The organism is Flexivirga endophytica, from assembly GCF_014640635.1.
Classification (GTDB): Bacteria; Actinomycetota; Actinomycetes; order Actinomycetales; family Dermatophilaceae; genus Flexivirga; species Flexivirga endophytica.
Genome location: NZ_BMHI01000005.1, coordinates 410,553 through 432,834 on the forward strand (window position 1 = coordinate 410,553; position 22,282 = coordinate 432,834).

A 22,282-nucleotide genomic window follows, 5' to 3' on the forward strand; every position below is an offset into this window, starting at 1 on the left:
CGAGCCGTATGGCGTGCCAAGGGAATTGTGAAGTTTTGACCAAACGCTGACGAGCTCGAACCGAGGGCAGCGGAGTGGGTCAACGGTGCAGCAGCGCCGCCACCGCGACGGCCGTCGGCAGACTGTCACCGAAGGTCCAGATCACCTGCTGCGCACCGCTCAACTCCTCGGTGCCAGTGGCGAAACCGGTGACCAGCACCAGCACTCGCGGGTTCGCCGAGACACAGCGACGCAACTGCTCGTCCTGCTCCAGGTCGTGACCGGGCGCCCCCATGACGACGACGTCGGCAACCGGCAGGTCGGCCCGCAAGGCGAGTTGGGTCTCCTCGGCATGGCCCTCGACCGCGTCGGGCAGCACGAATGCCGTGGTCAGGGTCGAGCCGGGTGCGCCGTCGAGGACGGCCCGGACCGTCGACGAGGAGAGTGCGCCGGCGGCGACATTGCGCTGCCGCCGAATGTCGAGCACTTGCAACGGTCCTCGTGGGACACCGATGCGTCCGCGGGTTGCGAGCGCACGGCTTGCGACGGACCGATCGGGCGAGCCGTCGGCTGCCGTGGTGTGAGCCGGTCGGGTGCGTCGCCAGTGACGCAGCGCATCGACCCGGTGTGCGGCAGCCTCCAGTCGCTCGACGGGGAGCCGCCCTTCACGGACCGCGGCCAGCACTGCGCCGTGGGCTTCGGCGAAGACCCGCGCGTCCTTGTCCGAGTCCGTCGCGCCGAGCACCGGGTTGCCGAGCCCCAGCAGATCCGCGCCGGCGAGCAACGCCTGGACGCAGCCTTCGCCCAGGCCGATGGTGTCGCGGATGGCCCCCATGTCGAGTGCGTCGGTCATGATCACGCCGTCGAAACCGAGGTCGTCCCGCAACATCGACAAGGCCGCCGCACTGATCGTGGCGGGCCGCGTCGGATCCAAGGCGGGCACGATGACGTGCGCCGTCATCACGGCGCGAACCCCTGCGTCCACCGCTGCGGCGAACGGCGCCATCTCCCGCTCGCGCAGCACCTCGAGGGAAGCGTCGACCCGGGGCAGTCCGACGTGCGAATCCACTGCAGTGTCACCGTGACCCGGGAAATGTTTGGCAGTCGCAGCGACACCGGTGGCCTGCAATCCCTCGGCATACGCGACCGCGTGCCGGGAGACCAGGTCGGGCGTCGAGCCGAACGAGCGGACCCCGATGACGGGATTTGCCGGGTTGCTGTTGACGTCGACGACCGGGGCCAGATCGATGTCGATCCCCGATGCGAGCAGGTCCGCTCCGATCGCGGCTCCGACCGCGCGCGTCGCAGCCACGTCGTCCACCCGGCCGAGCATCGCCGCGCCGACATGGGGGGAGCCGCCGCGCGCACCGAGTCGGCTCACGATGCCGCCCTCCTCGTCGGTGGCGATGAGCACGTCACCCAGGTCGTGCAGCCGAGCCGACAATGCCGCGGTCGCCTCCACGTCACCGATGTTGTGGCTGAAGTAGACGACACCACCCAACCCACGCTGTATGGCGTCCGCCAGCCATGGCGGCGGCTCGGTCGTGCCGGCGAATCCCGGCTTGAGCACGGCGTGAACCAGTTGGTCCACGCGTGGGTCGGTGGTCATTTGACCGCGCCGGAGACGAGGCCGGCACCGAGGCGCCGCTGGGCGAGCACGAAGACGATCACGACGGGAAGAGTAACCACAGTCGAGGCCGCCATGAGGCCTCCCCAGTCATTCACGTGCGCACCGAGATAGTGCTGCAGTCCGACGCCGACGGTGAGGCGGTCGTTCTTGGACAGGAAGGTGAGCGCGAAGACGAACTCCTCCCAGGCCATGACGAACGAGAACGCCGAGGTGGCAACGAGTCCCGGCACCACGAGCGGCAGCAGCACCGAGCGGAACATCCGCCACCACCCGCAGCCGTCCAGGTATGCCGCCTCCTCCAACTCGCGGGGCACGGCAGCGACGAAACCCCGGAGGTTCCAGATCGCGAACGGCAACGAGAAGGCGATGTAGACCAGGATCAGGCCGAGTAGCGAGTTGAGCATCCGCCAGTCCTTCATCTGCAGGAAGAGCGGAATGACGAGGGCCTCGGCGGGCAGCATCTGCACCACCAGGATCAGCACCAGCATCGTGTTGCGGAAGCGGAACCGGAAGCGTGCGATGGCGACTGCGCCGAGCAGCGCGAGCGCACCCGAGATCACCACGGTCCCGACCGTGACGATCGCCGAGTTGAGCATGTAGCGGCCGAAGTCGTCCTCCGCGAAGACCTTGGTGAAGTTGTCGAAGGTGAAGTGCTCCGGGAAGAGGCTGTCGGTGCCAGAGCCGTTGCGGGCGTTGAACGCCGTGCTCAGCATGAAGTAGATCGGGAAGAGCGTGAACGCCAGCAGTGCCAGCACCGCGATCGTCTTGCCGACCGGCCGCCAGGGTGAGTTGGTCGTCATCTACAGGTCCTCCTCTTCCTTGAACAGCACTCGTAGGTAGACCAGCGTGATCACCAGCAACACCAGGGTCAGCAACACCGCGATGGCAGAACCGAGGCCGTACTTCGTCTGGTTGATCGAGGAGATGTAGGACCAGACGCCGAGGTTGAACACATCGGGATTCACCCCATCACCGCCCGGCATCAGATAGATCTGGGTGAACACCTTGAAGTCCCAGATCGTCGACAGGATGGTCACCACTGCGAACACCGGCCGCAGCAGCGGCACGGTGATCGACCAGAACCGCCGCCACGCCGACGCACCGTCGATCTTGGCGGCTTCGTGCAACTCGGTCGGCACGGTCAGCAACCCGGCGAAGATGGTGATCGCCACGAACGGGTAGCTGTGATGCACGACGTTGAGCAACGCGATCGCGTAGAACGAGTTGCGGTCGGTGAACCAGTTGTGACCCTCCGGCCCGAGCAGCCCGACACCCTGCAGCACGTGTCGGGCGACGCCGCTGTCCGGGTCGAAGATCCAGACCCACACATACGTGCCGGTGACGGCCGGCAGTGCCCAAGCGACCAACGCCGAGCCGATGACCAACGCGCGGACCTTCGGTCCGAGCGTCACCAGCAGCAAGGCCACCAGCGTGCCCAGCACGACGGTGAGCGTCACTGCCAGCACCGCGAAACCGACCGTGTTGGGCAGGATCGTCTTCCACAGGTATGACGCCGGCAGGCCCGGCGCGCCCGAGAAGATCTGCTTGTAGTTGTCGAACCCGATGCCCACCGGGTGCCCGCTGATCACCTCGCGCAGGTTGTAGCGCTGGAAGGACAACACCGTCACCCGAACGATCGGGTAGAGCAGCAGTCCGGCGATGACGATCAGCGGGCCGGCGAGCAGCAGCCAGGGCCGTGACTTGGAAGAGGGCACGTATCGGTTCTTCGGGTCGGGTGACGGAATGCGGTCCGGGTGCGGCGGTCAGCTCTTGGCGTTCAGGGTCGACTCGATGGCCGCCGAGGCCTTCTTGGTCGCCGACTCGACCGACGTGCCGGTCAGGATCGACTGCAACATCGCGGTGATCGTCTTGTTGCCCTCGACCGTGCCCCATTGCGGAGCGCTCGGCACGTTGCGGCCGCCCTTGAGCATCGCGGTCGCGAACGGCGCGACGAGTTTGTCGGAGCTCTCGGCATACGGCGTGAGCGCGGTCTTCGTGGTCGGCAGGTAGCCGGTCTGGTCCGCCCACTTCTTGGCCAGGTCGCCCGTGGTCATCATCTGCACGAACTTCCAGGCGAGGTCCTTCTTCTTGCTGGTCTGCATCACCGACAGGTTGGACCCACCGAGGAACGCGGGTGCCACGCCGCCGTTCTTGCCGGGGATGGCGAATGCGCCGATCTTGTTCTTCAGGTCGGGGTTCTGCTCGATCGCGGTCTTGGGTGTCCAGTTGCCCTGGATGACCATGGCCGCCTTGTTCTTGGCGAACGCGTCGAGCAGGTCGGTCTCCTTCCAGGTGGATGCCGCGGTGGTCGACGAGCCGTCCTTGAGAGCCAGGTCGGTGTAGAACTTCAGGCCCGCCTGCGACTCCTTGGAGTCCAGGGCGCCCTTCCACTTGTCGCCGTCCTTGGTGGCGAAGGCACCGCCGGCGCCCCAGATGAACGGCGCTGAGGCGTATGACGATCCGCCCGCGATGGGCATCGCCGCCATCTTCGGCTCCTTCGCCTTCAGGGTCTTGACGGCCTGCTCCAGCTCGGCCCAGTTCGTCGGGACCTTGACGCCGTCCTTCTTGAAGATGTCCTTGCGGTAGACGATGCCGCGCACTCCGGCATACCAGCCGACGCCGTACTGCTTGCCGTCATACGTGGCCGAATCCTTCAGTGCCTTCAGCTCGTCCTTGCCCATCCCGGAGGACGTCACCTGCTTGGTGATGTCGGCCAGTCCACCGGCCGCTGCGAACTCCGGGGTCCAGGTGGTGCCGATCTCCGAGACGTCCGGGCCGCCACCACCGGCGAAGGACCGCACCAGCCGATCATGTGCGTCCGCCCACTCGACCTCCTGGATGTTGAGGGTCGCGCCGGTCTGCTTCTTGAACTCCTTCTTCGCCACCGCGTAGAACTTCGACGCATCGGGATTGGTGCCCTTCATGACCCAGAAGGTGAGCGACTTGGCGCCGCCCTTGGCAACCGCGTTCCCGCCGTCGCCACCCGAGCCACCGGAGCCGCCGCTGTCGCCACAACCGGCGAGGGCGAGGGTGAGCGCGGTGAGGGACGCGAGTGCCGCAGCAGTGGTGGTGCGCATGGGTTCTCCTTGGTGACGCGGAAGACGGGGTGGGGCCGGCAACAGACAGCGACCCTAGGGGAAAATTCGACTCGTACGGGCAGGGTAGAGGAAAATTGTTTCCAAAACGGCTGCTGTGAGCGGGCGTTTCCGGGAGCGTCTTCCCGTGGGCGGCGCCCAGGATGTTCGATGGGCACATGATGACCATCGATCACCACGGGCCGGTCCCGCCGTACCAACAGATCTGCGAGCAGATAGCGGCGCGGATCGAGGCGGGGGAGCTGACCGTCGGAGCCCGGCTGCCCTCCGTTCGCGGTCTCGCCGAGGAACTCGGTGTCGCGCCGGGCACGGTGGCCAAGGCCTACACGGAGTTGGAGATCGCCGGGTTGGTCGCCGCGCACGGTCGCTCGGGCACTCGGGTGGCCGCCGGCGGTGACGCGACCCGAGCGCTGGCGGCGACTGCCGCCGATGACTTCGCGCAGCGGGTTCGCCGGCTCGGGATCGGCACCGAGGAGCTGCTGCGCATCGTGCGGTCGAGCGTCGAACGGCTCTGATCGGACCGTATCGGGGCTGATCGGCACCTGGTCCAGCGGCGGCGGAAGCAAGATGCGGGTGATGTGTGCGAACTCACCCCGGGCCGAGTGGAAGTGGAGAGCTTCCGAGAGATAAAATTTCGATAACGAAGTTTTCGTTCTCGAACTCGTCTCAAAGGAGAGACCAGCATGACCTCGCTCGCCCGCGCCTTCCGTGACCACCGCGACAACGTTCGCAGTCGCCGTGCACTGATGGATGCGATCCACAACGCTTCGACCCAGAGCGCTCGCGACGATCTGGTGATGGCGATGCAGCGCGCCAACACCAAGAGCTGACTGCGAGGCAACCGAGGAGCTCGTGAGGAACGAGCGAGCGTCTCGAGGTGCCGGCGCACGCACATGAAGAAGGCCCGACCGGTTCACCGGTCGGGCCTCGTCGCTCTGTGCGCGCTACTTCAACTCGCTGGAGCTCAACTCGAGCAGGCGGCGTGCGACGACCAGCAGCTGGATCTGCTGGGTGCCCTCGAAGATGTCCAGGATCTTGCTGTCGCGTGCCCACTTCTCCAGCAACTCGGTCTCCGCGTAACCCGTTGCGCCACAGAGCTGCACGCAGCTGAGCGCCACGTCGACGCACGTGCGGCCCGCCTTCGCCTTGGCCATCGACGCCTGCATGGAGTTCGGCTTGCCGTTGTCGGCCATCCACGCCGCACGTAGCGTCAGCAGGTATGCCGACTCGTAGTCGGCCTCCATCTGCAGTAGGCGCGCCGCGGCATACGACTGGGTGTGCAGGGGTGCCGACGGATCCGGTGTGATGCCTGCCTTCTCGAGCAGCTCGGTGGCCAGGTCGAGACTGGCGCGTGTCAGGCCGACCGCCATCGCCGCGACCAGCGGCCGGGTGTTGTCGAAGGTCTGCATCGCGCCGCCGAAACCGCCCTCGGTGCGGATCTCCGGGTCTCCGAGCAGGTCGTCGGCAGGCACACGACAGTTGTCGAGGCTGAACGCCGCGGTGTCCGACGCCCGGATGCCGAGCTTGTGCTCCAGCCGCACCAGCTTCAGCCCGGGGTTGTCCCGGCGTACGACGAAGGACTTGATGGCGCGCTTGCCGAGCGACCGGTCCAGCGTCGCCCAGACCACGACCAACTCGGCACGCTCACCGCTGGTGACGAAGATCTTCTCGCCGTTGAGGACGTATTCGTCGCCGTCCTTGGTGGCGGTCGTGCGAATGGCGCCGGAGTCCGAGCCGGTGTCCGGCTCGGTGATCGCCATCGCGGCCCACTTGCTGCCGTAGCGCTGCTTCTGCTCGTCATTGGCGACGGCCGCGATCGCCGCGTTGCCCAGCCCCTGCCGGGGGATCGACAGTGTCAGGCCGACGTCGCCGCGGCAGGTCTGCATGATCGACAGCACCGACGACAGGTTGGAGCCGTTGACGGTCTCCTTCGTCTTGCCGGCGCGTGAACCTGCACCCACACCGGCCGGCTCGCCGGCGCCACCGCTGGTGGTCCGTGCGCCTGCGCCCTGGGACGCACCGGAGTCGGACAGCCCGTCGATGACGGCGGACATCAGGTCCAGCTCGCGCGGGTATTCGTGCTCGGCGAGGTCGTACTTGCGGCTGATCGGGCGGAACACCTCGTCGGCGAGGCCGGCCGCCTGCTTGACGAGCGGGATGAACTTCTTGGGAACCTCAAGATCGATCATGCGTGAAATCCTTTGGGCTGGAAAGAGTTTGGGGTGTTCATACGAGCAGCACGCCTTCCATGAGGCCGGCACCGCGCAGATCGCGGAACCAGCGCTCGTTGTCGAACTCCTTGACGAAGCCGTGACCGCCGAGCAGTTGCACTCCGTCGGACCCGATCTGGGCACAGTGCTTCTCGGTCAGGGCGCGGGCGTGGGCGATCTGCTCGGAAGCGTCCAGGCCGCGGTCGAGGCGTGATGCTGCGCGCCATACGACCAGGCGCAGGCCGTCCAACTCGATGGCGATGTTGGCGACCGTGAATGCGACGGCCTGACGGTTGGCGATCGGCTCGCCGAAGGCCTTGCGCTCCTTGGTGTAGCCCTTCACATGGTCGAGCACGGCCTGTGCGGTGCCGACCGCGGCGGCGGCCCAGGCGAGACGTGCGCGGGCGACCGCGTCGGAATGATCGGCGGTGGTGCCGAGCAGGTTGCGGGACGGGACGCGGACGCCCTCCAGGTGCAGCGTGCCGGTGTGCGCCGCGCGGATGCCCATGGCCGGGTTGTCAGAGACGGTGACGCCGTCGGTGTTCGGCGGCACGATGACCAACCGCGGCTGGCCGTCGACCAGGGCCGACACGATGAACAGGTCCGACGCCGAGGCACCGGGAACCAGCGACTTGGTGCCGTCGAGGACCAGTGAGCCGCCGTCGAGGCTGCCGGTGGTCTGCGGCTTGGCCGGGTCGAAGAGCGGTTGTGGCTCCATCAGGGCCAGGGCGCCGGTGGCGGGCGAAGCCTCGTCGGTGAAGGCCGACAAGTATGTCGCCTGCTGGTCCGAGTCGCCATAGTTGACAAGGCAGTTCGCGACAGCAGCGGGGGACATGACCGCGACGGCGAGTCCCATGTCGCCACGAGCCAGCTCCTCGAGCACCAGGGCGCTGGTCACCGCGGACGCCTCCTCGGCGACGCCGCCGAGCTCGGTGGGGACACCGAGCAGCGCCATACCCATCTGGGCGGCCTGCTCGCGAACCTCGTCCGGGACGGTGCGATCCGTGTCGGCCTGCGGAGCCGCGGGGCGCAACACCTCGTCGGCGAGCTCGCGCGCGGCTTCGCGGATCATCTCCTGGTCGTCGCTGGGGTTCAGGTCGAACTGCACGCGCGGCTTGGCCGGCTTGCTGCGGGTGGGGCTGCCCGAGCCGGTCTTCGCGGTAAAGGCGCGGCCGGCGGCGACCTGGGCCCGGAAGCCCTGTCGTGCGCCGCGGTAGAGGACCTTCTCCACCTTGGCGCGCAGGGCCGGGTTCTTCATGGCTTCCAACCCGCCGGCGCGGGTGATGAGGCGCATGCCGAAGTTCTGGCCACGATCGGCCAGGGTCGGCTTCGGGGTGTGGTGGCTCATGGTTGCCTTTCCGTGTGTCGGCGGCGGCGCGTACGAGCACGCAGCCGGGGAGGCGACTGTTCTTGTAACTTACGGTACCGGAAACATCGAGTATCGGGTACTACGGACGTCGGAAAGACGGCCCACCCACTCGCCGACAGGCTCAGGAATGCACTGAGAGGCTCAGCAATCCGTCGCCGGAGCCGGTGATTTCCTGAGCCTCTCGGCGGGGACCGGTGGGCTGTCGGCCGAGCCGGCGCTCAGGCGTAGGCGGCGCGGACGGCGGCCGCCACGACGTCGAACTGCGCGCGGGGGAGTACGGCGCCTTCGCGGCGGATCGTCTCCTCGGCCAAGCGGATCACCCGATTGACCCGGACTTCGCTGGGCCGGTGCTTCGGATCCCAATCGCCACTGCCGATGTCGCACCAGAGCCGGCCGGCGCGTCGCTCCTGCTCCGCGTCGCGGTCGTGGTCCTTGCTGGTGAGCATCAGGCCGAGCAGCCACCGGCCGTCGCGTCCGATGAGCAGGACCGGGCGATCCTTGCCCTGCGCGTGGTCCTCCTCGAACGGCACCCAACCCCAGACGATCTCGCCCGGATCGGGGTTGCCGTCCGGGGCAGGCACATAGGTCATCGTCGGAGCGCCCGGGTAGTCGCCGGGGTAGTCGGATGCGGGGTGGGCGGAGGAGGCGGGTCCACCCGACCGCCCTCCGGTGGTGCGCGGACCTTGCTGGCGGCGCCGGCCGGACTGCTGGATCGACTCGCGCAGCACGTCTCCCAGGAACCGCGTCGCGGTGCGTGCCAGGTTGAACCGGGCGTTCACACCGATCCCCTCGTTCCTCGGGTGTCGGCATTGGACCTGAGTAGATCGGGTCGCTCGCTCACGGCCTGATCAGCTCATCGACCGACAGCCCGCGGATGGACGCGTCGAGCACCGTGGCGGTGTGCGCCATCGGGATCGGCGAGCCGAGCCGCTCCAGCGCGTTGGCGATCTGCATGAGACAGCCGGGGTTGGCTGTCACGATGAGGTCCGGTGCTGTCGCCAGGATGTTGCGGGCCTTGCTCTCGCCGAGTTCGGCCGCGGTCTCCGGGTGCAGGATGTTGTAGACGCCGGCGGAGCCGCAGCAGATCGCGGCATCGGGGATCTCGACGATCTCCAGGCCGGGGATCTCCCGCAGCAACTTCCGTGGCTGCGAGCGCACGCCTTGCGCGTGGCCCAGGTGGCAGGCGTCGTGGTAGGCGACGCGCAGCGGCAACGGGTGGCGCGTTGCGACTGTCCCAAGCTCGGCAAGCACCTCGCTGAGATCACGCACCTTCGTGGCGAACGACTCGGCGGATTGCGTTGTGTTGTCGTCGTTCTCGCCACTGAAGAGGGAGCCGTAGTCCTTCATGGCACTGCCGCAGCCGGCTGCATTGGCCACGACAGTCTGCACGTCGGGCGCGGCGCCGAACGTCGTCATCGTGTCCTTCGCGAAGCGCTGTGCTTCGGGCTCCCGGCCGGAGTGGCTGCTGAGTGCGCCGCAGCAACCCTGCCCACTCGGTATGACGACCCGACACCCTTCCGCGGCGAGCACTCGCGCCGTCGCGGCGTTGACATCGGAGAAGAACACGTCCTGGACACAGCCGGTCAGCATGCCGACGACGGCGCGCTCATCGCCGACGGCGGGCAACTCGTCGGGAAGCTTCTCGGTCGGTCCGAGCTTCGGCGTCAGGCGCTCCATCGCCGCCAGACCGGGCAGCAGCCGGTCGAGCAGCCGGGTGCGGCGGAGTGCTCGGTCGAGGCCGAGTCGCTGCGTCGCCCGCAGCGGACCGCGCAGTTTGCGCAACCGGGCCGGATAAGGGAAGAGACTGAAAATCGTTGTGCGTAGCGCTTTTTCAGCGCGGGACCGCTCGTGATGCCGCTCGACCTGCGCGCGGGTCTGTTCCAACAGTCGGTCGTACTGCACGCCGCTCGGACACGCGGTGACACACGACATACAACCCAGGCAGGCGTCGAAGTGTTCGACCATCTGGTCGGTCATCGGCGCGCCTTCGAGCCCGGCCTGCATCAAGTGGATGCGGCCGCGTGGGGAGTCCATCTCCTCGCCCCACAGCTGGTAGGTCGGACAGGCCGGCAGGCAGAAACCGCAGTGCACGCAGTCGGCGATGAGCTCCTGCGACGGTGGATTGTGGGCGTCGAATGCCGCGGTCACTAAATGCCTCCCACGAATCGGCCGGGCGCGAGCAGCCTCCCGGGGTCGAACTGTTCCTTCAGCCGGCGCATGATCGGGAGTCCGCTGACCGGACCCCACACGTCGACGTCGTGACGGATCGCCAGTGGCGCCGTCACCACGACCGCGGCACCACCGGATCGTGCGGTGAGCGGACGCAGCAACTGCAGCATCCCGGCGATCGACGCGGCGGAGGCATCGGCGGGGGCGGCGGCATACAGGACACCGGTGCCGGCGGAGCCGCGCAGGTGCAGGCCGAGTTCGACTGCGGCGGTGGCGATCTCGGCGACTGCGCCGAGTCGGCAGGTGAGCTTCAGGAGCGTGCCGGGGTCATCGGTCGCCCGGGGTCGGCTCCAGGGCCAGTCGAGGTCGACGTCCACCGTCGTCGGCATCGCGAATTCGGCGGTGGCCGCCTCGACCCGGCCGGCCACTCCGTCGGTCGTGCCTTCGAGCAGCAACGCGATCGTCGCGGAACCGTGCGGCTGCCAGTCGATCTCGAGGGCTGCCGGGGCCAGCTGTGAGTCGCACAGGCGGGCGAGGAGCGGCTCGAGAGCGTCGGTGCGAACCGTCGCGGACACCCAGCGACCGGTGTCCGGCACCGGATGCAGTCGGAAGGTGGCCTCGGTGATCACCGCGAGCGTGCCGTAGGACCCGACCAGCAACTTGCCCAGGTCGTAGCCGGCGACGTTCTTGACGACCTTGCCGCCCGAACGGGCGACGGTGCCGTCGGCCAGCACCACCGTGACACCGATCAGCAGGTCTCGCGCCGTCCCCAGTTGCAGGCGATGCGCGCCGCTGGTGTTGGTCGCCAGTGCGCCGCCGACGGTGCCACCCGGGACCGGCTCGTCGAGCCCGAGCCGTTGGCCGCTGGCTCGGACGTGCTCCTGCAGGGCGGCGAGCGGCATACCGGCCTCGACCCGGACGATCAGGTCACCGGGCTGATGCTCGATCAGACGGTCCATGGCGCTGGTGTCGATCAGCAGGTCTGTGGCTGGACACACTCCACCGAGCGTCTGCTTGGTGCCTTTGCCGCGCACCACCGTGACGGCGTCGCGCGCACTTGCTTCGCGCAACACGGCGGCGACCTGCTCGGTGCTCGTCGGACGGGCGACACAGGCAGGGACCTGCCCGTCGAGTGCGTCTGCGGGGGTGCCGTCGGCGGCGTCGATACCGGTGTCGCGGAGCGCGGTCGTCAGCGCAACCATCAGAAGACCTCGCCGAGACCGGCGTCCTGCACCGGGTGCGCCGCATTGCGTTTGCCGGGCACTTCGCCACAGAGCCGGGGAGTGGGAAAAACCTTGCCCGGGTTGGAGATCCCGGTCGGATCGAAGGCGCAGCGCACGAGTTGCATGGTGTCCAGGTCGGCGTCGGTGAACATCTTGGGCATGTGCTTGGCCTTGTCGGCGCCGACACCGTGCTCGCCGGTGATCGAGCCTCCGTGCGCCAGGCACAGGTCGAGTATGGCGCCGGACGTCTCCTCGGCCGCGTCGCCCTGGCCGGGCACGCGCTCGTCGAAGAGCACCAGCGGATGCAGGTTGCCGTCGCCTGCGTGAAAGACGTTGGCCACGCGCACACCACGCTCCCGGGCGAGCACGGTCATGGCCCGCAGCACCTCCGGCAGGGCGGTGCGTGGGATGACGCCGTCCTGGACGATGTAGTCGGGGCTGATCCGGCCGACTGCCGCGAACGCGGACTTGCGGCCACGCCAGATCGCCTGTCGTTCCTCGTCATCGGCGGCGATGCGGATCTCGAACGCACCCGCGGTGCGGCAATGTGCCTCGGACTCGCGCAACTCGGTCTGCACCTCGTGCTCGGGCCCGTCGAGCTCGACGACCAGGACCGCGCCGGCGCCCTCGGGGTAGTTACAGGCCACCGCAGCCTCCGCGGCCTCGATGGCCAGCGCATCCATCATCTCGATCGCCGCGGGCACGATGCCGGCGCCGATGATCGCCGAGACGGCCGCACCGGCGGAATCGGTGTCGGCGAAGCCGGCCAGGAAGGTCTGCACCGCTGCGGGGGTGCGGGTGAGCCGCACGGTGACCTCGGTCGCGACACCGAGCGTGCCCTCCGACCCGACGAAGGCACCCAGCACGTCGTATCCCGGCGCATCGGGCGCGACACCGCCGAGAGTGGTGCGCTCGCCGTCGGGCAGCACGACCTCGGCGGCCACGACATGCGTAGCGGTGAAGCCGTATTTGAGGCAGTGCGCGCCACCGGAGTTCTCGGCGACGTTGCCGCCGATGCTGCACACCTGCTGGCTGGAGGGGTCGGGCGCGAAGTAGTAACCCTCCGGTCGGGTGCGGGTCGAGACGTCGAGATTGATGACTCCCGGGTCGACGACCGCACGCTGGTCGCGAGCGGAAACGCTTCGGATCTCACGGAATCCGCTCATCACGATCAACACGCCGTCGGCGTGGGGGAGCGCCCCACCGGACAGGCCGGTGCCGGAGCCGCGGGCGACGAACGGCACACCGTGCTCGGCGCATGCACGCACTGCGTGTTGTACGTCGTCGGCGGTGCGGGCCAGGACCACGAGCGCCGGCGTCACCCGGTAGTGCAGCAGACCATCGCAGTCGTAGGTCGCCAGCTGTGTCGGGTCGTCGACGATCGCTCCGGACGCAAGCACCGACCGCAGCTGCGCGGTGACAGCTGCGATCGGTGCTTTTGGATCCGTCATACGACTCAGGGCATGCGGGCGTAGGCGGGCAGGGTCAGGAAGTCGGCGTAGTCGTCGGCGACCGCGACCTCCAGGAAGGTGGCCTTGGCGTCCTCGTAGTCGCTCGCGTCGCCCGGCAGGTCGGCGATCACGTCGTCGACCAGCTTCAGCACCATCTCCTCGGTGACCTTCTCACCGGTGTCGGCGAGGGAGACGTCGTTCTGGATCTGCTGCCAGATCTGCGAACGGCTGATCTCGGCGGTCGCCGCGTCCTCCATCAGGTTGTAGATCCCGACGGCACCGCGGCCGGCGAGCCACGACTTGAGGTACTGCAGCGCCACGTCGATGTTGCTACGCAGCCCGGCGGAGGTCACCTCACCCGGTGTGGACTTCACGTCGAGCAACTGCGCTGCCTTGACGTCGGCATCGGGCACGTTGTCGATCTGATTGGGCTTGTCGCCCAGCACCTGCGTGAAGACGTCCTTGCAGGTCTCGACCATCGCCGGGTGCGCCACCCAGGAACCGTCGAAACCGTCGCCGGCCTCGCGGGACTTGTCGGAGGTCACCTTCTCGTATGCCGCCTTGTTTACCGACTCGTCCTTGCTCGGGATGAAGGCCGCCATACCGCCGATCGCCGAGGCGCCGCGACGGTGACAGGTGTTCACCAGCAGCTGGGTGTAGGCGCGCATGAACGGAACCGTCATACCGACCGAATTGCGGTCCGGCACAATGTAATCCGCCCCGCGGGTGCGGTAGGTCTTGATGACCGAGAAGAGGTAGTCCCAGCGACCCGCGTTGAGGCCGGAGGAGTGGTCGCGCAGCTCGTAGAGGATCTCCTCCATCTCGAACGCCGCGGGCAGCGTCTCGATCAGGCAGGTCGCGCGGATGGTGCCCTGCGGTATGCCGAGCCGGTCCTGGGCGAGGACGAACGCGTCGTTCCAGATCCGAGCTTCCTTGTGGCTCTCCATCTTCGGCAGGTAGAAGTACGGGCCCTTGCCGGCGTCGATCTGCTTCTGCGCGCATGCGGCGAAGTAGAGGGCGAAGTCCACGAGCGACCCGGAGGTCTCCTCGCCGTCGACCAGGATGTGCTTCTCCGGCATGTGCCAGCCGCGGGGGCGCACGATGATCGTCGGCTGCTGCTCCGGCGGGACGAGTTTGTATTCCTTGCCCTCGGCGCTGGTGAAGTCGATCGTGCCGTCGATCGCGTCCTTGAGGTTCAGCGGACCTTCGACGACGTTCTCCCACAGCGGGGTGTTGGCGTCCTCCTGGTCGGCCAGCCACGCCTTGGCGCCGGAGTTGAGCGCGTTGATCGTCATCTTGCGGTCGGTCGGCCCGGTCATCTCCACGCGGCGGTCCTCCAGGCCCGGCGCGAGCGGCGCGACCTTCCACTCCGGGTCCTCGCGCACCGAACGGGTCTCCTCGAGGAAGTCCAGGTCCTTGCCGGCGGCGACGTCGGCGATGCGCTGCGTGCGTGCCTCGAGCGCCTCGAGACGCTTCGAGTTCAGCTCGCGATGCAACTCGGCGATGAGCTCCAGTGCGGCCGTGCTGAGTATTTCGTCATACCTGGGCTTGATCGGGCCAGTGACTTGCACACCGTTCGGCAGATTCGGCGTGGTCGTGTCGGACATTGGTGCAACCTCCACAATGTGGTGTGAAATTTTCGCATGTCGGAATTACCTGGCTCGCTACCGCAGCCTAGCGCGCGGCGTTCCGCCCATCCTTTCCACCCCGGGGCACTGTCGGCAAGGGGCGCCGGCCGCACGCCGGACAGCGGGTGAATCCGGTCACGTCGAGACCGCTCTACTCGCGAGTAATGACCCGGTGGCGACAGGCTGGTGCGGTGACGACCTCCCTGAGCCCGCGCCCGGCCGAGACCGCCGACGCCGATCGCCTTTCCGACGGCCGGATCCGGCTCGCGGTGCTGGCTCTGGCGCTGGGTGGTTTCGCGATCGGGACGACCGAGTTCGTCACGATGGGCCTGTTGCCGCAGATCGCCGACGGAGTCGGCATCACCATTCCGACCGCCGGTCACGTCGTGTCGGCATACGCGATCGGTGTGGTCGTCGGAGCACCGCTGGTCGCGATGTTCGCGGCGCGGCTGCGTCGCAAGATCGTGCTCGTCGCGCTCATGGTCGCCTTCGCAGCAGGCAATCTCGGCTCCGCGCTCTCGCCGAACTATCACGTGCTGCTGATCGCGCGGTTCGTCAGTGGACTGCCGCACGGTGCGTTCTTCGGGATCGGCTCCGTGGTCGCCGCATCATTGGTGCCGCTGCACCGGCGGACCTCCGCCGTCGCGATGATGCTGGCCGGCCTGACCGTCGCCAACATCGTCGGGGTCCCTCTTGCGACCCTGCTCGGCCAGCACCTCGGCTGGCAGTGGCCGTACGTCTTCGTGAGCCTGGTGGCGGTCGCCACCATCGCCGCGGTCCTGGTGTGGGTGCCGATGCAGCCGGCCGACGCCGCCGCCACCGCACGCTCGGAGCTGAGCGCGCTGGCGCGGCCGCAGGTGTGGCTCACGCTCGGCGTCGGCACCGTCGGGTTCGGCGGCATGTTCGCGACGTTCTCCTACATCACGCCGACGATGACGAAGCTCACCGGCTTCGACGACGCGGTAGTGCCGCTGATCCTGGTGGTCTACGGGGTCGGTATGACGGTGGGCACGATGCTGTCCGGCCGTGTCGCCGCCCGCGGGATGTTGCGGGGAATGATCGCGATGCTGGCAGCGATCGCGGTGCTGCTTGCACTGTTCGGCGTCATGGCCCAGGCGCGTCCGACCGCGGTGCTGGGCGTGTTCCTGCTCGGTTTGCTGCCGTCGGTGCTGGTGCCGCTGCTGCAGACCCGGCTGATGGACGTCGCGGGTGGTGGTCAGTCCCTCGCGGCGGCGCTCAACCACTCCACGCTGAACATCGCCAACGCGCTGGGCGCCTGGCTCGGCAGTGTGGTGCTCGCGAACGGACTCGGCTACGAGTGGCCGAGCCGGGTCGGTGCGCTGCTCGCGGTGGCCGGCATCGCGATCGCCGGCAGCAGCGCGATGCTCGCGCGCCGGGAATCGCTCCGGGAGGAATGACGAACCCGCCCGCGCCCGGAGGGCACGAGCGGGCTGGCGCAGCAGCTGGTTCCGGCTCAGAGCTGCGGCGTGAATGTCGCTGTGACGGTGTTGCCCCCGCCGGAGGTGAGCTGAGTGATCAGCGGGGTGAGCAGACCGCAGCCGGTGAACTTCGGGATCGTGTAGGTCGAGCTCAGCGTGAGCGGATCGGTGAGGCCGGTCAACTCGCCGGTGAGGTGCATGGAGGCCGGGGTGGCGGTCTTGCAAGTCTGGCTCGGGACCAGGTTGATGAAACTGAAGATCGGTGGCGTGAGCTTGGTGATGTGGATGTTGAACTGCTGGGTCGCCTCGACGTCCTTCGTCGTGAGGTTCACATTGCCGGTGGCCGGTCCCACGGGCTCGATCTGCAGGGTCGCCGTGGCGATCCCGGGGATGCTGAAGACGCCCGGGATGATCGGCAGGTCGACCTTCATGGTGGCCGGCTTCAGGTCGAGCGTCGCCGACAGGTTGTTGCCGGCGGCGCCGAGGTCGATCTTGGCAGTCTGCGTCCCGCTGAAGACGACCGTCTTGCCGGGCTTGGCGACATACGTCGAGACCTTCGCGGTCTGCGGCAGTGTCACCACCGGGTCCGCACTTGCACCCGGCGACGTGGCGACGGCGACGCCCGCCGCCGCTCCGGCAGCGGTCAGTGCGATCCCGATCCGTCGTGCGGTGTGAGCCATGGTGGTTCCTTTCGGCCGGGCCGGCGCCGCCGGTCCTGTGATGGGGATCACAAGCTACCAACGCGTAACTTCCGGCCGAGTAGGTTTTGCCGAAATCCGCCGGTTCGGATCGCCATGGCCCGCATGGGACACTGTGCGCAGTCCTTCCCTGACCCGATTCCGAGGTAATCCCCGTTGTCACCCATGGCTCGTCAGGCGCTGTCGCCCGCCGCAACGCCCCCGGACCTGATCCGGAACTTCTGCATCATCGCCCACATCGACCACGGCAAGTCGACGCTGGCCGACCGCATGCTGCAGATCACCGGTGTCGTCGACGACCGGGCGATGCGCGCGCAGTACCTCGACCGCATGGACATCGAGCGGGAGCGTGGCATCACGATCAAGAGCCAGGCGGTCCGGATGCCTTGGGAGGTCGACGGATCGACCTACTGCCTCAACATGATCGACACGCCGGGTCACGTCGACTTCACCTATGAGGTGTCGCGCTCGCTGGCCGCGTGTGAGGGCGCGATCCTGCTGGTCGACGCAGCGCAGGGCATCGAGGCGCAGACGCTGGCGAACCTCTACCTCGCCATGGAGAACGACCTCACGATCATCCCGGTGCTCAACAAGATCGACCTTCCGGCGGCCCAGCCGGAGAAGTATGCCGAGGAGCTCGCCGGGCTGATCGGTTGCGATCCATCCGAGGTGCTGCAGGTGTCCGGCAAGACCGGCGTCGGTGTCGAGCCGCTGCTGGACGAGATCGTGCGGCAGATCCCGGTGCCCGAGGGCGACGCCGACGCTCCGGCGCGGGCGATGATCTTCGACTCGGTCTACGACACCTACCGCGGTGTGGTGACCTACGTGCGCGTCATCGACGGCTCCCTGAGTCCGCGCGAACGCATCGAGATGATGTCGACCGGCGCGATCCACGACCTGCTCGAGATCGGTGTCATCTCACCGGAGCCCAAGCCGGCGGACGGCCTGGGCGTCGGCGAGGTCGGCTACCTCATCACCGGGGTGAAGGACGTCCGCCAGTCCCGCGTCGGTGACACGGTGACCTCCGCCCGGCACGGTGCGACGACGGCGTTGGGCGGCTACCGCGACCCGAAACCGATGGTCTACTCCGGGCTCTACCCGATCGACGGTTCGGACTACCCGATCCTGCGGGACGCCCTCGACAAACTGAAGCTCAACGATGCGGCTCTGATCTACGAGCCGGAGACGTCGGCGGCACTTGGCTTCGGATTCCGGATCGGCTTCCTGGGCATGCTGCACCTCGAGATCGTTCGTGAGCGCCTGGAGCGGGAGTTCGACCTCGATCTGATCTCGACGTTGCCGAGCGTTGTCTACGAAGTCACCCTCGACGACTCGCGCACGGTGACAGTGACCAACCCGAGCGAGTTCCCCGACGGTAAGGTCGCCTCGATCAGCGAGCCGGTGGTGCGCGCGACGATCCTGGCGCCGAGCGAGTTCATCGGCTCGATCATGGAGCTGTGCCAGACCCGCCGCGGAACGTTGCGCGGCATGGACTACCTGTCGCCCGAGCGCGTCGAGATGCGATACACGCTGCCGCTCGCGGAGATCGTCTTCGACTTCTTCGACGCGTTGAAGTCCAAGACTCGCGGCTACGCCTCGTTCGACTACGAGCCCGATGGCGAGCAGGTCGCGGACCTGGTCAAGGTCGACGTGCTGTTGCAGGGCGACAAGGTCGACGCGTTCTCCAACATCGTGCACCGGGACAAGGCATACGGATACGGCGTCGCGATGGCGACCAAGCTGAAGGAACTCATCCCGCGTCAGCAGTTCGAGGTGCCGATCCAGGCTGCCATCGGCACCCGGATCATCGCTCGCGAGAACATCCGCGCCATCCGCAAGGACGTGCTTGCCAAGTGCTACGGCGGTGACATCAGCCGTAAGCGCAAGCTGCTGGAGAAGCAGAAGGAAGGCAAGAAGCGGATGAAGATGGTCGGCTCCGTGGAGGTCCCGCAGGAGGCTTTCATTGCCGCCCTCTCGCAGGACGCCGACGCTGTCGAGAAGGCGAAGAAGTAAGTGCCGCAACCTGATTCGCCGCACCTTTCGCGAACCAGATCGTTCACCCGACGCAGTGGCCGAATGGCGCAGCGCCACCACCGCGCGCTGGCCGAGCACGGCCCGGCATACCTGCTGGATCTGCCGATGGTCGGCGAGGGAACGACCGTCGAGCCCGATTTCCGACTCGACGTGGCGAGTGCGTTCGGCCGTGCGGCGCCGCTCATCGTCGAGATCGGTTCCGGCGGCGGCGACTGTGTGGTTCACGCTGCGCTGGAGCACCCGGATCGCAACTTCCTCGCCATCGAGGTGTGGGTTCCCGGGGTGGCGCAGACGATCGCGAAGTGCGTGCACGAGGGCGTCGACAACGTCCGGCTGATCTGTGCGGACGCTGCCCAAGCCCTGCCGACCATGCTCGGGCCTGCGAGCGTGCGTGAGGTCTGGACCTTCTTCCCGGACCCCTGGCCCAAGGTCAAGCATCACAAGCGACGGCTCGTGCAGCCGGAGTTCGCCGACAAGGTCGCCGATCTGCTGGAGCCGGAAGGAAATTGGCGGCTTGCGACCGACTGGGCGGACTACGCCTGGCAGATCCGCGACGTGGTCGAGGGCTGCTCCGGGCTCACCAACCCGTATGCCGGCCGGCTGGCCGACCCGGGTGATGTCGACGTCGATCCGCAGGGCGACCGCGGTGGTTTCGCGCCGCGCTTCGAGGGCCGGGTGGAGACCCGCTTCGAGCGCAAGGGGCTGCGGGTGGACCGCATCGTGCGGGATGTGGTCGGCACCAAACCTCCCGCGAGTTGAGCTACTGGCGAGTAACATCGTCGTATGACGTCGACCTACCAGCTCTACCAGCGCCTGACCACCAAGCCGTTCGGGCGACAGCTCTTCGCGCTGGGTTTCATGGCGCGTGCGCCGTACTTCGCGACCGTGCAGCCCCAGGTCCGGGAGATGGCGCCGAATCGCGGTGTTGTCCGGATCCGCAAGTGGCGTGGGGTCCAGAACCACATCGGCACCATCCATGCGATCGCTGTCGCCAACGGCATGGAGGCGGCCATGGGACTGCTCGCGGAGGCAACGGTCAAGCCGGGAACTCGGTGGATCCCCAAGGGAATTCAGCTGGACTACATCACCAAGGTGCCGAGCGCCGTGTACTGCATCGCGGAGACCGACCCGGCCGATTGGGACCAGGACGCCCCGCACGAGGTGAAGGTGCGAGTCACCGGCAAGCTCGCCGACGGCACCGAGGTGGTCAAGGGCATCATCCCGCTGTGGGTGACGGCCAAGCGGGCCTCCTAGCGCGCAGTCGGGTCAGGCGCGACCGGCGATCTCGACCAGATCGGCTGCCGCGCCACGCATCCGGCGCGGTCCGGTCCAGACGGCGCGCAACTGCCGATGCAGCCGCAGCGTGGTCGGGACCTCGCACAGTGATCCTGCGGCCAGTGCGTCGGACACGGCGAGTCGACTCAGCACGGCCGGCGCCGTTCCCGACTGCACGCTGACCCGGACGGCTGCGTTGCTGGCGAGTTCGACTGCCGGCCGGGCAGGCGTCCCGAGTGCTTCGTCGAGGGCGACACGGGTGCCCGATCCCGGCTCGCGCATGACGAGCGGAGTGCAACTCAACTCGTCGGCGGACACGCGCGATCGGCGCCTCGCCCAGGGATGGCCGGGCGTCACCACGAGGACCAACTCGTCGTGCGCCACGACGAGATGGTTGACGCCGCGCGGCGGGCGCGGGCCCTCGATGAAGCCCAGGTCGCACCGTGCCTCGAGCAGGTCGTCGAGGACGTCGTGCGTGTTGTGCACGTGGATCTCGATGCGCACCTCCGGATGAGCCTCGCGCAACGCGGCCAGCCAAGACGGCAGGAGATGCTCGGCGACCGTCTGACTCGCTGCGACGACTATCGATTCGGTGCTGTCGGTGGCGAGGGAGGCTGCCCCGTCGGTCAACTCGCGGGCGGCGCGAATCACGTTGCGTGACCAGTCGACGACCAGCAGGCCGGACGCGGTGAGCGTCGATCCGGCGGTCGACCGGTGCAGCAGCGTCACGCCGAGGTGTCGCTCGAGCCGGGCGATCGATCGGCTCGCATTGGGTTGGGCGACGCCCGTCGCACGGGCGCCGGAGGACAGGCTGCCGTGATCGGCGACTGCGACGAGCAACTCCAGTGCGCTGAGGTCCGGCCAGGAAGTCATATGCGGAGGATATACCCGCTATGAGGAGATGACGGCTACCGCGTGGGTCGTCGTTGCCCGAATCTTGAAGAGTGGCAATGACGACGAAGTACCTGAGCGGGTCTCGATACGCCGCTCGTCCCTCGCGGCACTCGACCGGCCCGCACGGCGGTTCGAGTGGTCGGCGGAGCGCAGCGCAGGAGGCGGATCGAAACTCGGGCCGCCAGGTGCTGAGCTACTTGCCCGGCCTGGTTGTCGCCGTCCTGATCGCATCGGTCGCAACGGTGCTCGGCCACTTCGCCCCCGTCGTCGGCGGCCCCGTCTTCGGAATCGTCCTCGGCATCGTGGCCGGCAGCACCCTCCCGGCGCTTCGTACCCAACGGGTCGCCCCGGGCGTCGCATTCGCAGGCAAGGGCGTGCTGCAACTGTCGATCGTGGTGCTCGGGACGGGACTGTCCTTGGCCAAGGTGGTCCAAGTCGGTGGCGATTCGCTACCGGTCATGCTCGGCACCTTCGTCGTCGCACTTGGCGGTGCCTACGTCCTCGGGCGCGCTTTGGGCATCAACGCCGAGCTGGCCACGCTGATCGGTGTGGGCACGGGCATCTGCGGCGCCTCGGCGATCGCGGCAACGACGGCGGTGTTGCGTCCGAAGCAGTCGAACGTCGCCTACGCGATCGGCACCATCTTCACGTTCAATATCCTTGCGGTGCTGTTGTTTCCGCCGATCGGGCACCTGATCGGTATGACGGGTCACTCCTTCGGGTTGTGGAGCGGCACGGCGGTCAACGACACCTCGTCGGTCGTCGCCGCGGCATACAGCTTCGGCGACGGCGCCGGCCCCTACGCAATCGTGGTGAAGCTGACCCGGTCACTGTTGATCATCCCGATCGTCGTCGTGCTGGCGTTCGTCGTCGCGCGGCGGGAGGCGGCGAGCCAGGGCGAGCGGGTGCGGATCCCGTGGCGCAAGGTCGTGCCGGCGTTCCTCATCGGGTTCCTGGTGGCAGCCGCGCTGAACTCACTCGGCGTGATCCCGGCCGACTGGCACGACGGGCTGACCTTCCTCGGCACGTTCCTGATCACCGTCGCGCTCGTCGGCATCGGGGTCGGTCTGCGGCCAGCCCAGCTGCGGGAGGCCGGTCACCGGCCGCTGCTGCTCGGTGCGCTGCTGTGGATCTGTGTCTCGCTGGCCAGCTTGGGGCTGCAGGCGCTGACCGGCACCCTCTGAACCT

20 protein-coding genes are annotated in these 22,282 nt (G+C 67.9%); 7 read left to right on the top strand and 13 right to left on the bottom strand.

From position 1 onward, the window contains the following. Positions 1-79: 79 nt before the first annotated feature. The 4 genes from IEX71_RS17235 to IEX71_RS17250 are packed head-to-tail and all read right to left on the bottom strand — an operon-like array spanning position 80 to position 4,686. A complete protein-coding gene (locus IEX71_RS17235; protein ID WP_188838263.1) occupies positions 80-1,588 on the bottom strand; it encodes a glycoside hydrolase family 3 N-terminal domain-containing protein in 1,509 nt (502 codons plus the stop codon). Then, complete coding sequence (locus IEX71_RS17240; RefSeq protein ID WP_188838264.1) at positions 1,585-2,409, bottom strand: carbohydrate ABC transporter permease; 825 nt, start codon at positions 2,407-2,409, stop codon at positions 1,585-1,587. Before IEX71_RS17240 ends, IEX71_RS17235 begins: the two co-directional genes overlap by 4 nt. Beyond that, positions 2,410-3,324 (bottom strand): carbohydrate ABC transporter permease, encoded by a 915-nt coding sequence (locus tag IEX71_RS17245; RefSeq protein ID WP_188838265.1) that lies wholly within the window; start codon positions 3,322-3,324, stop codon positions 2,410-2,412. It lies immediately after the preceding gene. 48 nt (positions 3,325-3,372) lie between these two features. Next, complete coding sequence (locus tag IEX71_RS17250) at positions 3,373-4,686, bottom strand: sugar ABC transporter substrate-binding protein (RefSeq protein ID WP_188838266.1); 1,314 nt, start codon at positions 4,684-4,686, stop codon at positions 3,373-3,375. Between the two features lie 176 nt (positions 4,687-4,862). Here IEX71_RS17250 and IEX71_RS17255 point away from each other — a divergent pair, with 176 nt between their 5' ends. Beyond that, positions 4,863-5,219 (top strand): GntR family transcriptional regulator, encoded by a 357-nt coding sequence (locus IEX71_RS17255; RefSeq protein ID WP_188838267.1) that lies wholly within the window; start codon positions 4,863-4,865, stop codon positions 5,217-5,219. A 168-nt stretch (positions 5,220-5,387) separates the two neighbouring features. Continuing rightward, the gene (locus IEX71_RS17260) at positions 5,388-5,534 is read left to right on the top strand and encodes a hypothetical protein (protein ID WP_188838268.1); all 147 of its coding nucleotides are present in this window, start codon (positions 5,388-5,390) and stop codon (positions 5,532-5,534) included. Between the two features lie 114 nt (positions 5,535-5,648). On the opposite strand, the gene IEX71_RS17265 is transcribed toward IEX71_RS17260, so the two are convergent. The 7 genes from IEX71_RS17265 to aceB all read right to left on the bottom strand — a co-directional run bounded on the left by IEX71_RS17265 (position 5,649) and on the right by aceB (position 14,733). Next, a complete protein-coding gene (locus IEX71_RS17265; protein WP_188838269.1) occupies positions 5,649-6,893 on the bottom strand; it encodes an acyl-CoA dehydrogenase family protein in 1,245 nt (414 codons plus the stop codon). 37 nt (positions 6,894-6,930) lie between these two features. Beyond that, positions 6,931-8,262: an acyl-CoA dehydrogenase family protein gene (locus tag IEX71_RS17270; RefSeq protein ID WP_188838270.1), complete on the bottom strand. Its 1,332-nt coding sequence runs from the start codon at positions 8,260-8,262 to the stop codon at positions 6,931-6,933. A gap of 239 nt (positions 8,263-8,501) precedes the next feature. After that, positions 8,502-9,062, bottom strand: a complete 561-nt coding sequence (locus IEX71_RS17275) for a type II toxin-antitoxin system PemK/MazF family toxin (RefSeq protein ID WP_229749826.1) — start codon at positions 9,060-9,062, stop codon at positions 8,502-8,504. A gap of 58 nt (positions 9,063-9,120) precedes the next feature. Then, entirely contained in the window at positions 9,121-10,431 is a 1,311-nt protein-coding gene (locus IEX71_RS17280) for a (Fe-S)-binding protein (protein ID WP_229749827.1), read from the bottom strand. Continuing rightward, a complete protein-coding gene (locus IEX71_RS17285) occupies positions 10,431-11,654 on the bottom strand; it encodes an FAD-binding oxidoreductase (RefSeq protein ID WP_188838271.1) in 1,224 nt (407 codons plus the stop codon). Before IEX71_RS17285 ends, IEX71_RS17280 begins: the two co-directional genes overlap by 1 nt. After that, positions 11,654-13,126 (bottom strand): FAD-linked oxidase C-terminal domain-containing protein, encoded by a 1,473-nt coding sequence (locus tag IEX71_RS17290; protein ID WP_188838272.1) that lies wholly within the window; start codon positions 13,124-13,126, stop codon positions 11,654-11,656. Before IEX71_RS17290 ends, IEX71_RS17285 begins: the two co-directional genes overlap by 1 nt. A 5-nt stretch (positions 13,127-13,131) precedes the next feature. After that, positions 13,132-14,733, bottom strand: coding sequence for a malate synthase A (gene aceB / locus IEX71_RS17295; protein ID WP_188838273.1), 1,602 nt, complete (start codon positions 14,731-14,733; stop codon positions 13,132-13,134). A 212-nt stretch (positions 14,734-14,945) separates the two neighbouring features. On the opposite strand from aceB, the gene IEX71_RS17300 reads away from it, so the two are divergent. Then, positions 14,946-16,172, top strand: a complete 1,227-nt coding sequence (locus IEX71_RS17300; protein WP_229749828.1) for an MFS transporter — start codon at positions 14,946-14,948, stop codon at positions 16,170-16,172. A 56-nt stretch (positions 16,173-16,228) separates the two neighbouring features. Here the strand turns inward: IEX71_RS17300 and IEX71_RS17305 are convergent, their stop codons facing one another. After that, positions 16,229-16,873, bottom strand: coding sequence for a hypothetical protein (locus IEX71_RS17305; protein WP_188838275.1), 645 nt, complete (start codon positions 16,871-16,873; stop codon positions 16,229-16,231). Positions 16,874-17,056: 183 nt separating this feature from the next. On the opposite strand from IEX71_RS17305, the gene lepA reads away from it, so the two are divergent. The 3 genes from lepA (at position 17,057) to IEX71_RS17320 (ending at position 20,179) form a co-directional block, all read left to right on the top strand. After that, a complete protein-coding gene (lepA, locus tag IEX71_RS17310; RefSeq protein WP_188838276.1) occupies positions 17,057-18,904 on the top strand; it encodes a translation elongation factor 4 in 1,848 nt (615 codons plus the stop codon). A gap of 63 nt (positions 18,905-18,967) precedes the next feature. Beyond that, on the top strand, positions 18,968-19,684 hold the full coding sequence (gene trmB / locus IEX71_RS17315; RefSeq protein WP_188838277.1) for a tRNA (guanosine(46)-N7)-methyltransferase TrmB: 717 nt from the start codon (positions 18,968-18,970) through the stop codon (positions 19,682-19,684). 24 nt (positions 19,685-19,708) lie between these two features. Further along, positions 19,709-20,179, top strand: coding sequence for a hotdog fold domain-containing protein (locus IEX71_RS17320; RefSeq protein ID WP_188838278.1), 471 nt, complete (start codon positions 19,709-19,711; stop codon positions 20,177-20,179). A gap of 12 nt (positions 20,180-20,191) precedes the next feature. Here the strand turns inward: IEX71_RS17320 and IEX71_RS17325 are convergent, their stop codons facing one another. Beyond that, entirely contained in the window at positions 20,192-21,073 is an 882-nt protein-coding gene (locus IEX71_RS17325; RefSeq protein WP_188838279.1) for a LysR family transcriptional regulator, read from the bottom strand. A 77-nt stretch (positions 21,074-21,150) separates the two neighbouring features. Here IEX71_RS17325 and IEX71_RS17330 point away from each other — a divergent pair, with 77 nt between their 5' ends. Next, positions 21,151-22,278, top strand: a complete 1,128-nt coding sequence (locus IEX71_RS17330; RefSeq protein WP_188838280.1) for a YeiH family protein — start codon at positions 21,151-21,153, stop codon at positions 22,276-22,278. Positions 22,279-22,282: the final 4 nt, after the last annotated feature.

Excerpts from the sequence above, each read along its gene's own strand:
- IEX71_RS17235 (WP_188838263.1), bottom strand. The coding sequence starts at position 1,588 with ATGACCACCGACCCACGCGTGGACCAACTGGTTCACGCCGTGCTCAAG.
- IEX71_RS17240 (WP_188838264.1), bottom strand. The coding sequence starts at position 2,409 with ATGACGACCAACTCACCCTGGCGGCCGGTCGGCAAGACGATCGCGGTG.
- IEX71_RS17250 (WP_188838266.1), bottom strand. The coding sequence starts at position 4,686 with ATGCGCACCACCACTGCTGCGGCACTCGCGTCCCTCACCGCGCTCACC.
- IEX71_RS17255 (WP_188838267.1), top strand. The coding sequence starts at position 4,863 with ATGATGACCATCGATCACCACGGGCCGGTCCCGCCGTACCAACAGATC.
- IEX71_RS17260 (WP_188838268.1), top strand. The coding sequence starts at position 5,388 with ATGACCTCGCTCGCCCGCGCCTTCCGTGACCACCGCGACAACGTTCGC.
- IEX71_RS17265 (WP_188838269.1), bottom strand. The coding sequence starts at position 6,893 with ATGATCGATCTTGAGGTTCCCAAGAAGTTCATCCCGCTCGTCAAGCAG.
- IEX71_RS17270 (WP_188838270.1), bottom strand. The coding sequence starts at position 8,262 with ATGAGCCACCACACCCCGAAGCCGACCCTGGCCGATCGTGGCCAGAAC.
- IEX71_RS17285 (WP_188838271.1), bottom strand. The coding sequence starts at position 11,654 with ATGGTTGCGCTGACGACCGCGCTCCGCGACACCGGTATCGACGCCGCC.
- IEX71_RS17290 (WP_188838272.1), bottom strand. The coding sequence starts at position 13,126 with ATGACGGATCCAAAAGCACCGATCGCAGCTGTCACCGCGCAGCTGCGG.
- aceB (WP_188838273.1), bottom strand. The coding sequence starts at position 14,733 with ATGTCCGACACGACCACGCCGAATCTGCCGAACGGTGTGCAAGTCACT.
- IEX71_RS17305 (WP_188838275.1), bottom strand. The coding sequence starts at position 16,873 with ATGGCTCACACCGCACGACGGATCGGGATCGCACTGACCGCTGCCGGA.
- lepA (WP_188838276.1), top strand. The coding sequence starts at position 17,057 with ATGGCTCGTCAGGCGCTGTCGCCCGCCGCAACGCCCCCGGACCTGATC.
- trmB (WP_188838277.1), top strand. The coding sequence starts at position 18,968 with ATGGCGCAGCGCCACCACCGCGCGCTGGCCGAGCACGGCCCGGCATAC.
- IEX71_RS17320 (WP_188838278.1), top strand. The coding sequence starts at position 19,709 with ATGACGTCGACCTACCAGCTCTACCAGCGCCTGACCACCAAGCCGTTC.
- IEX71_RS17325 (WP_188838279.1), bottom strand. The coding sequence starts at position 21,073 with ATGACTTCCTGGCCGGACCTCAGCGCACTGGAGTTGCTCGTCGCAGTC.
- IEX71_RS17330 (WP_188838280.1), top strand. The coding sequence starts at position 21,151 with ATGACGACGAAGTACCTGAGCGGGTCTCGATACGCCGCTCGTCCCTCG.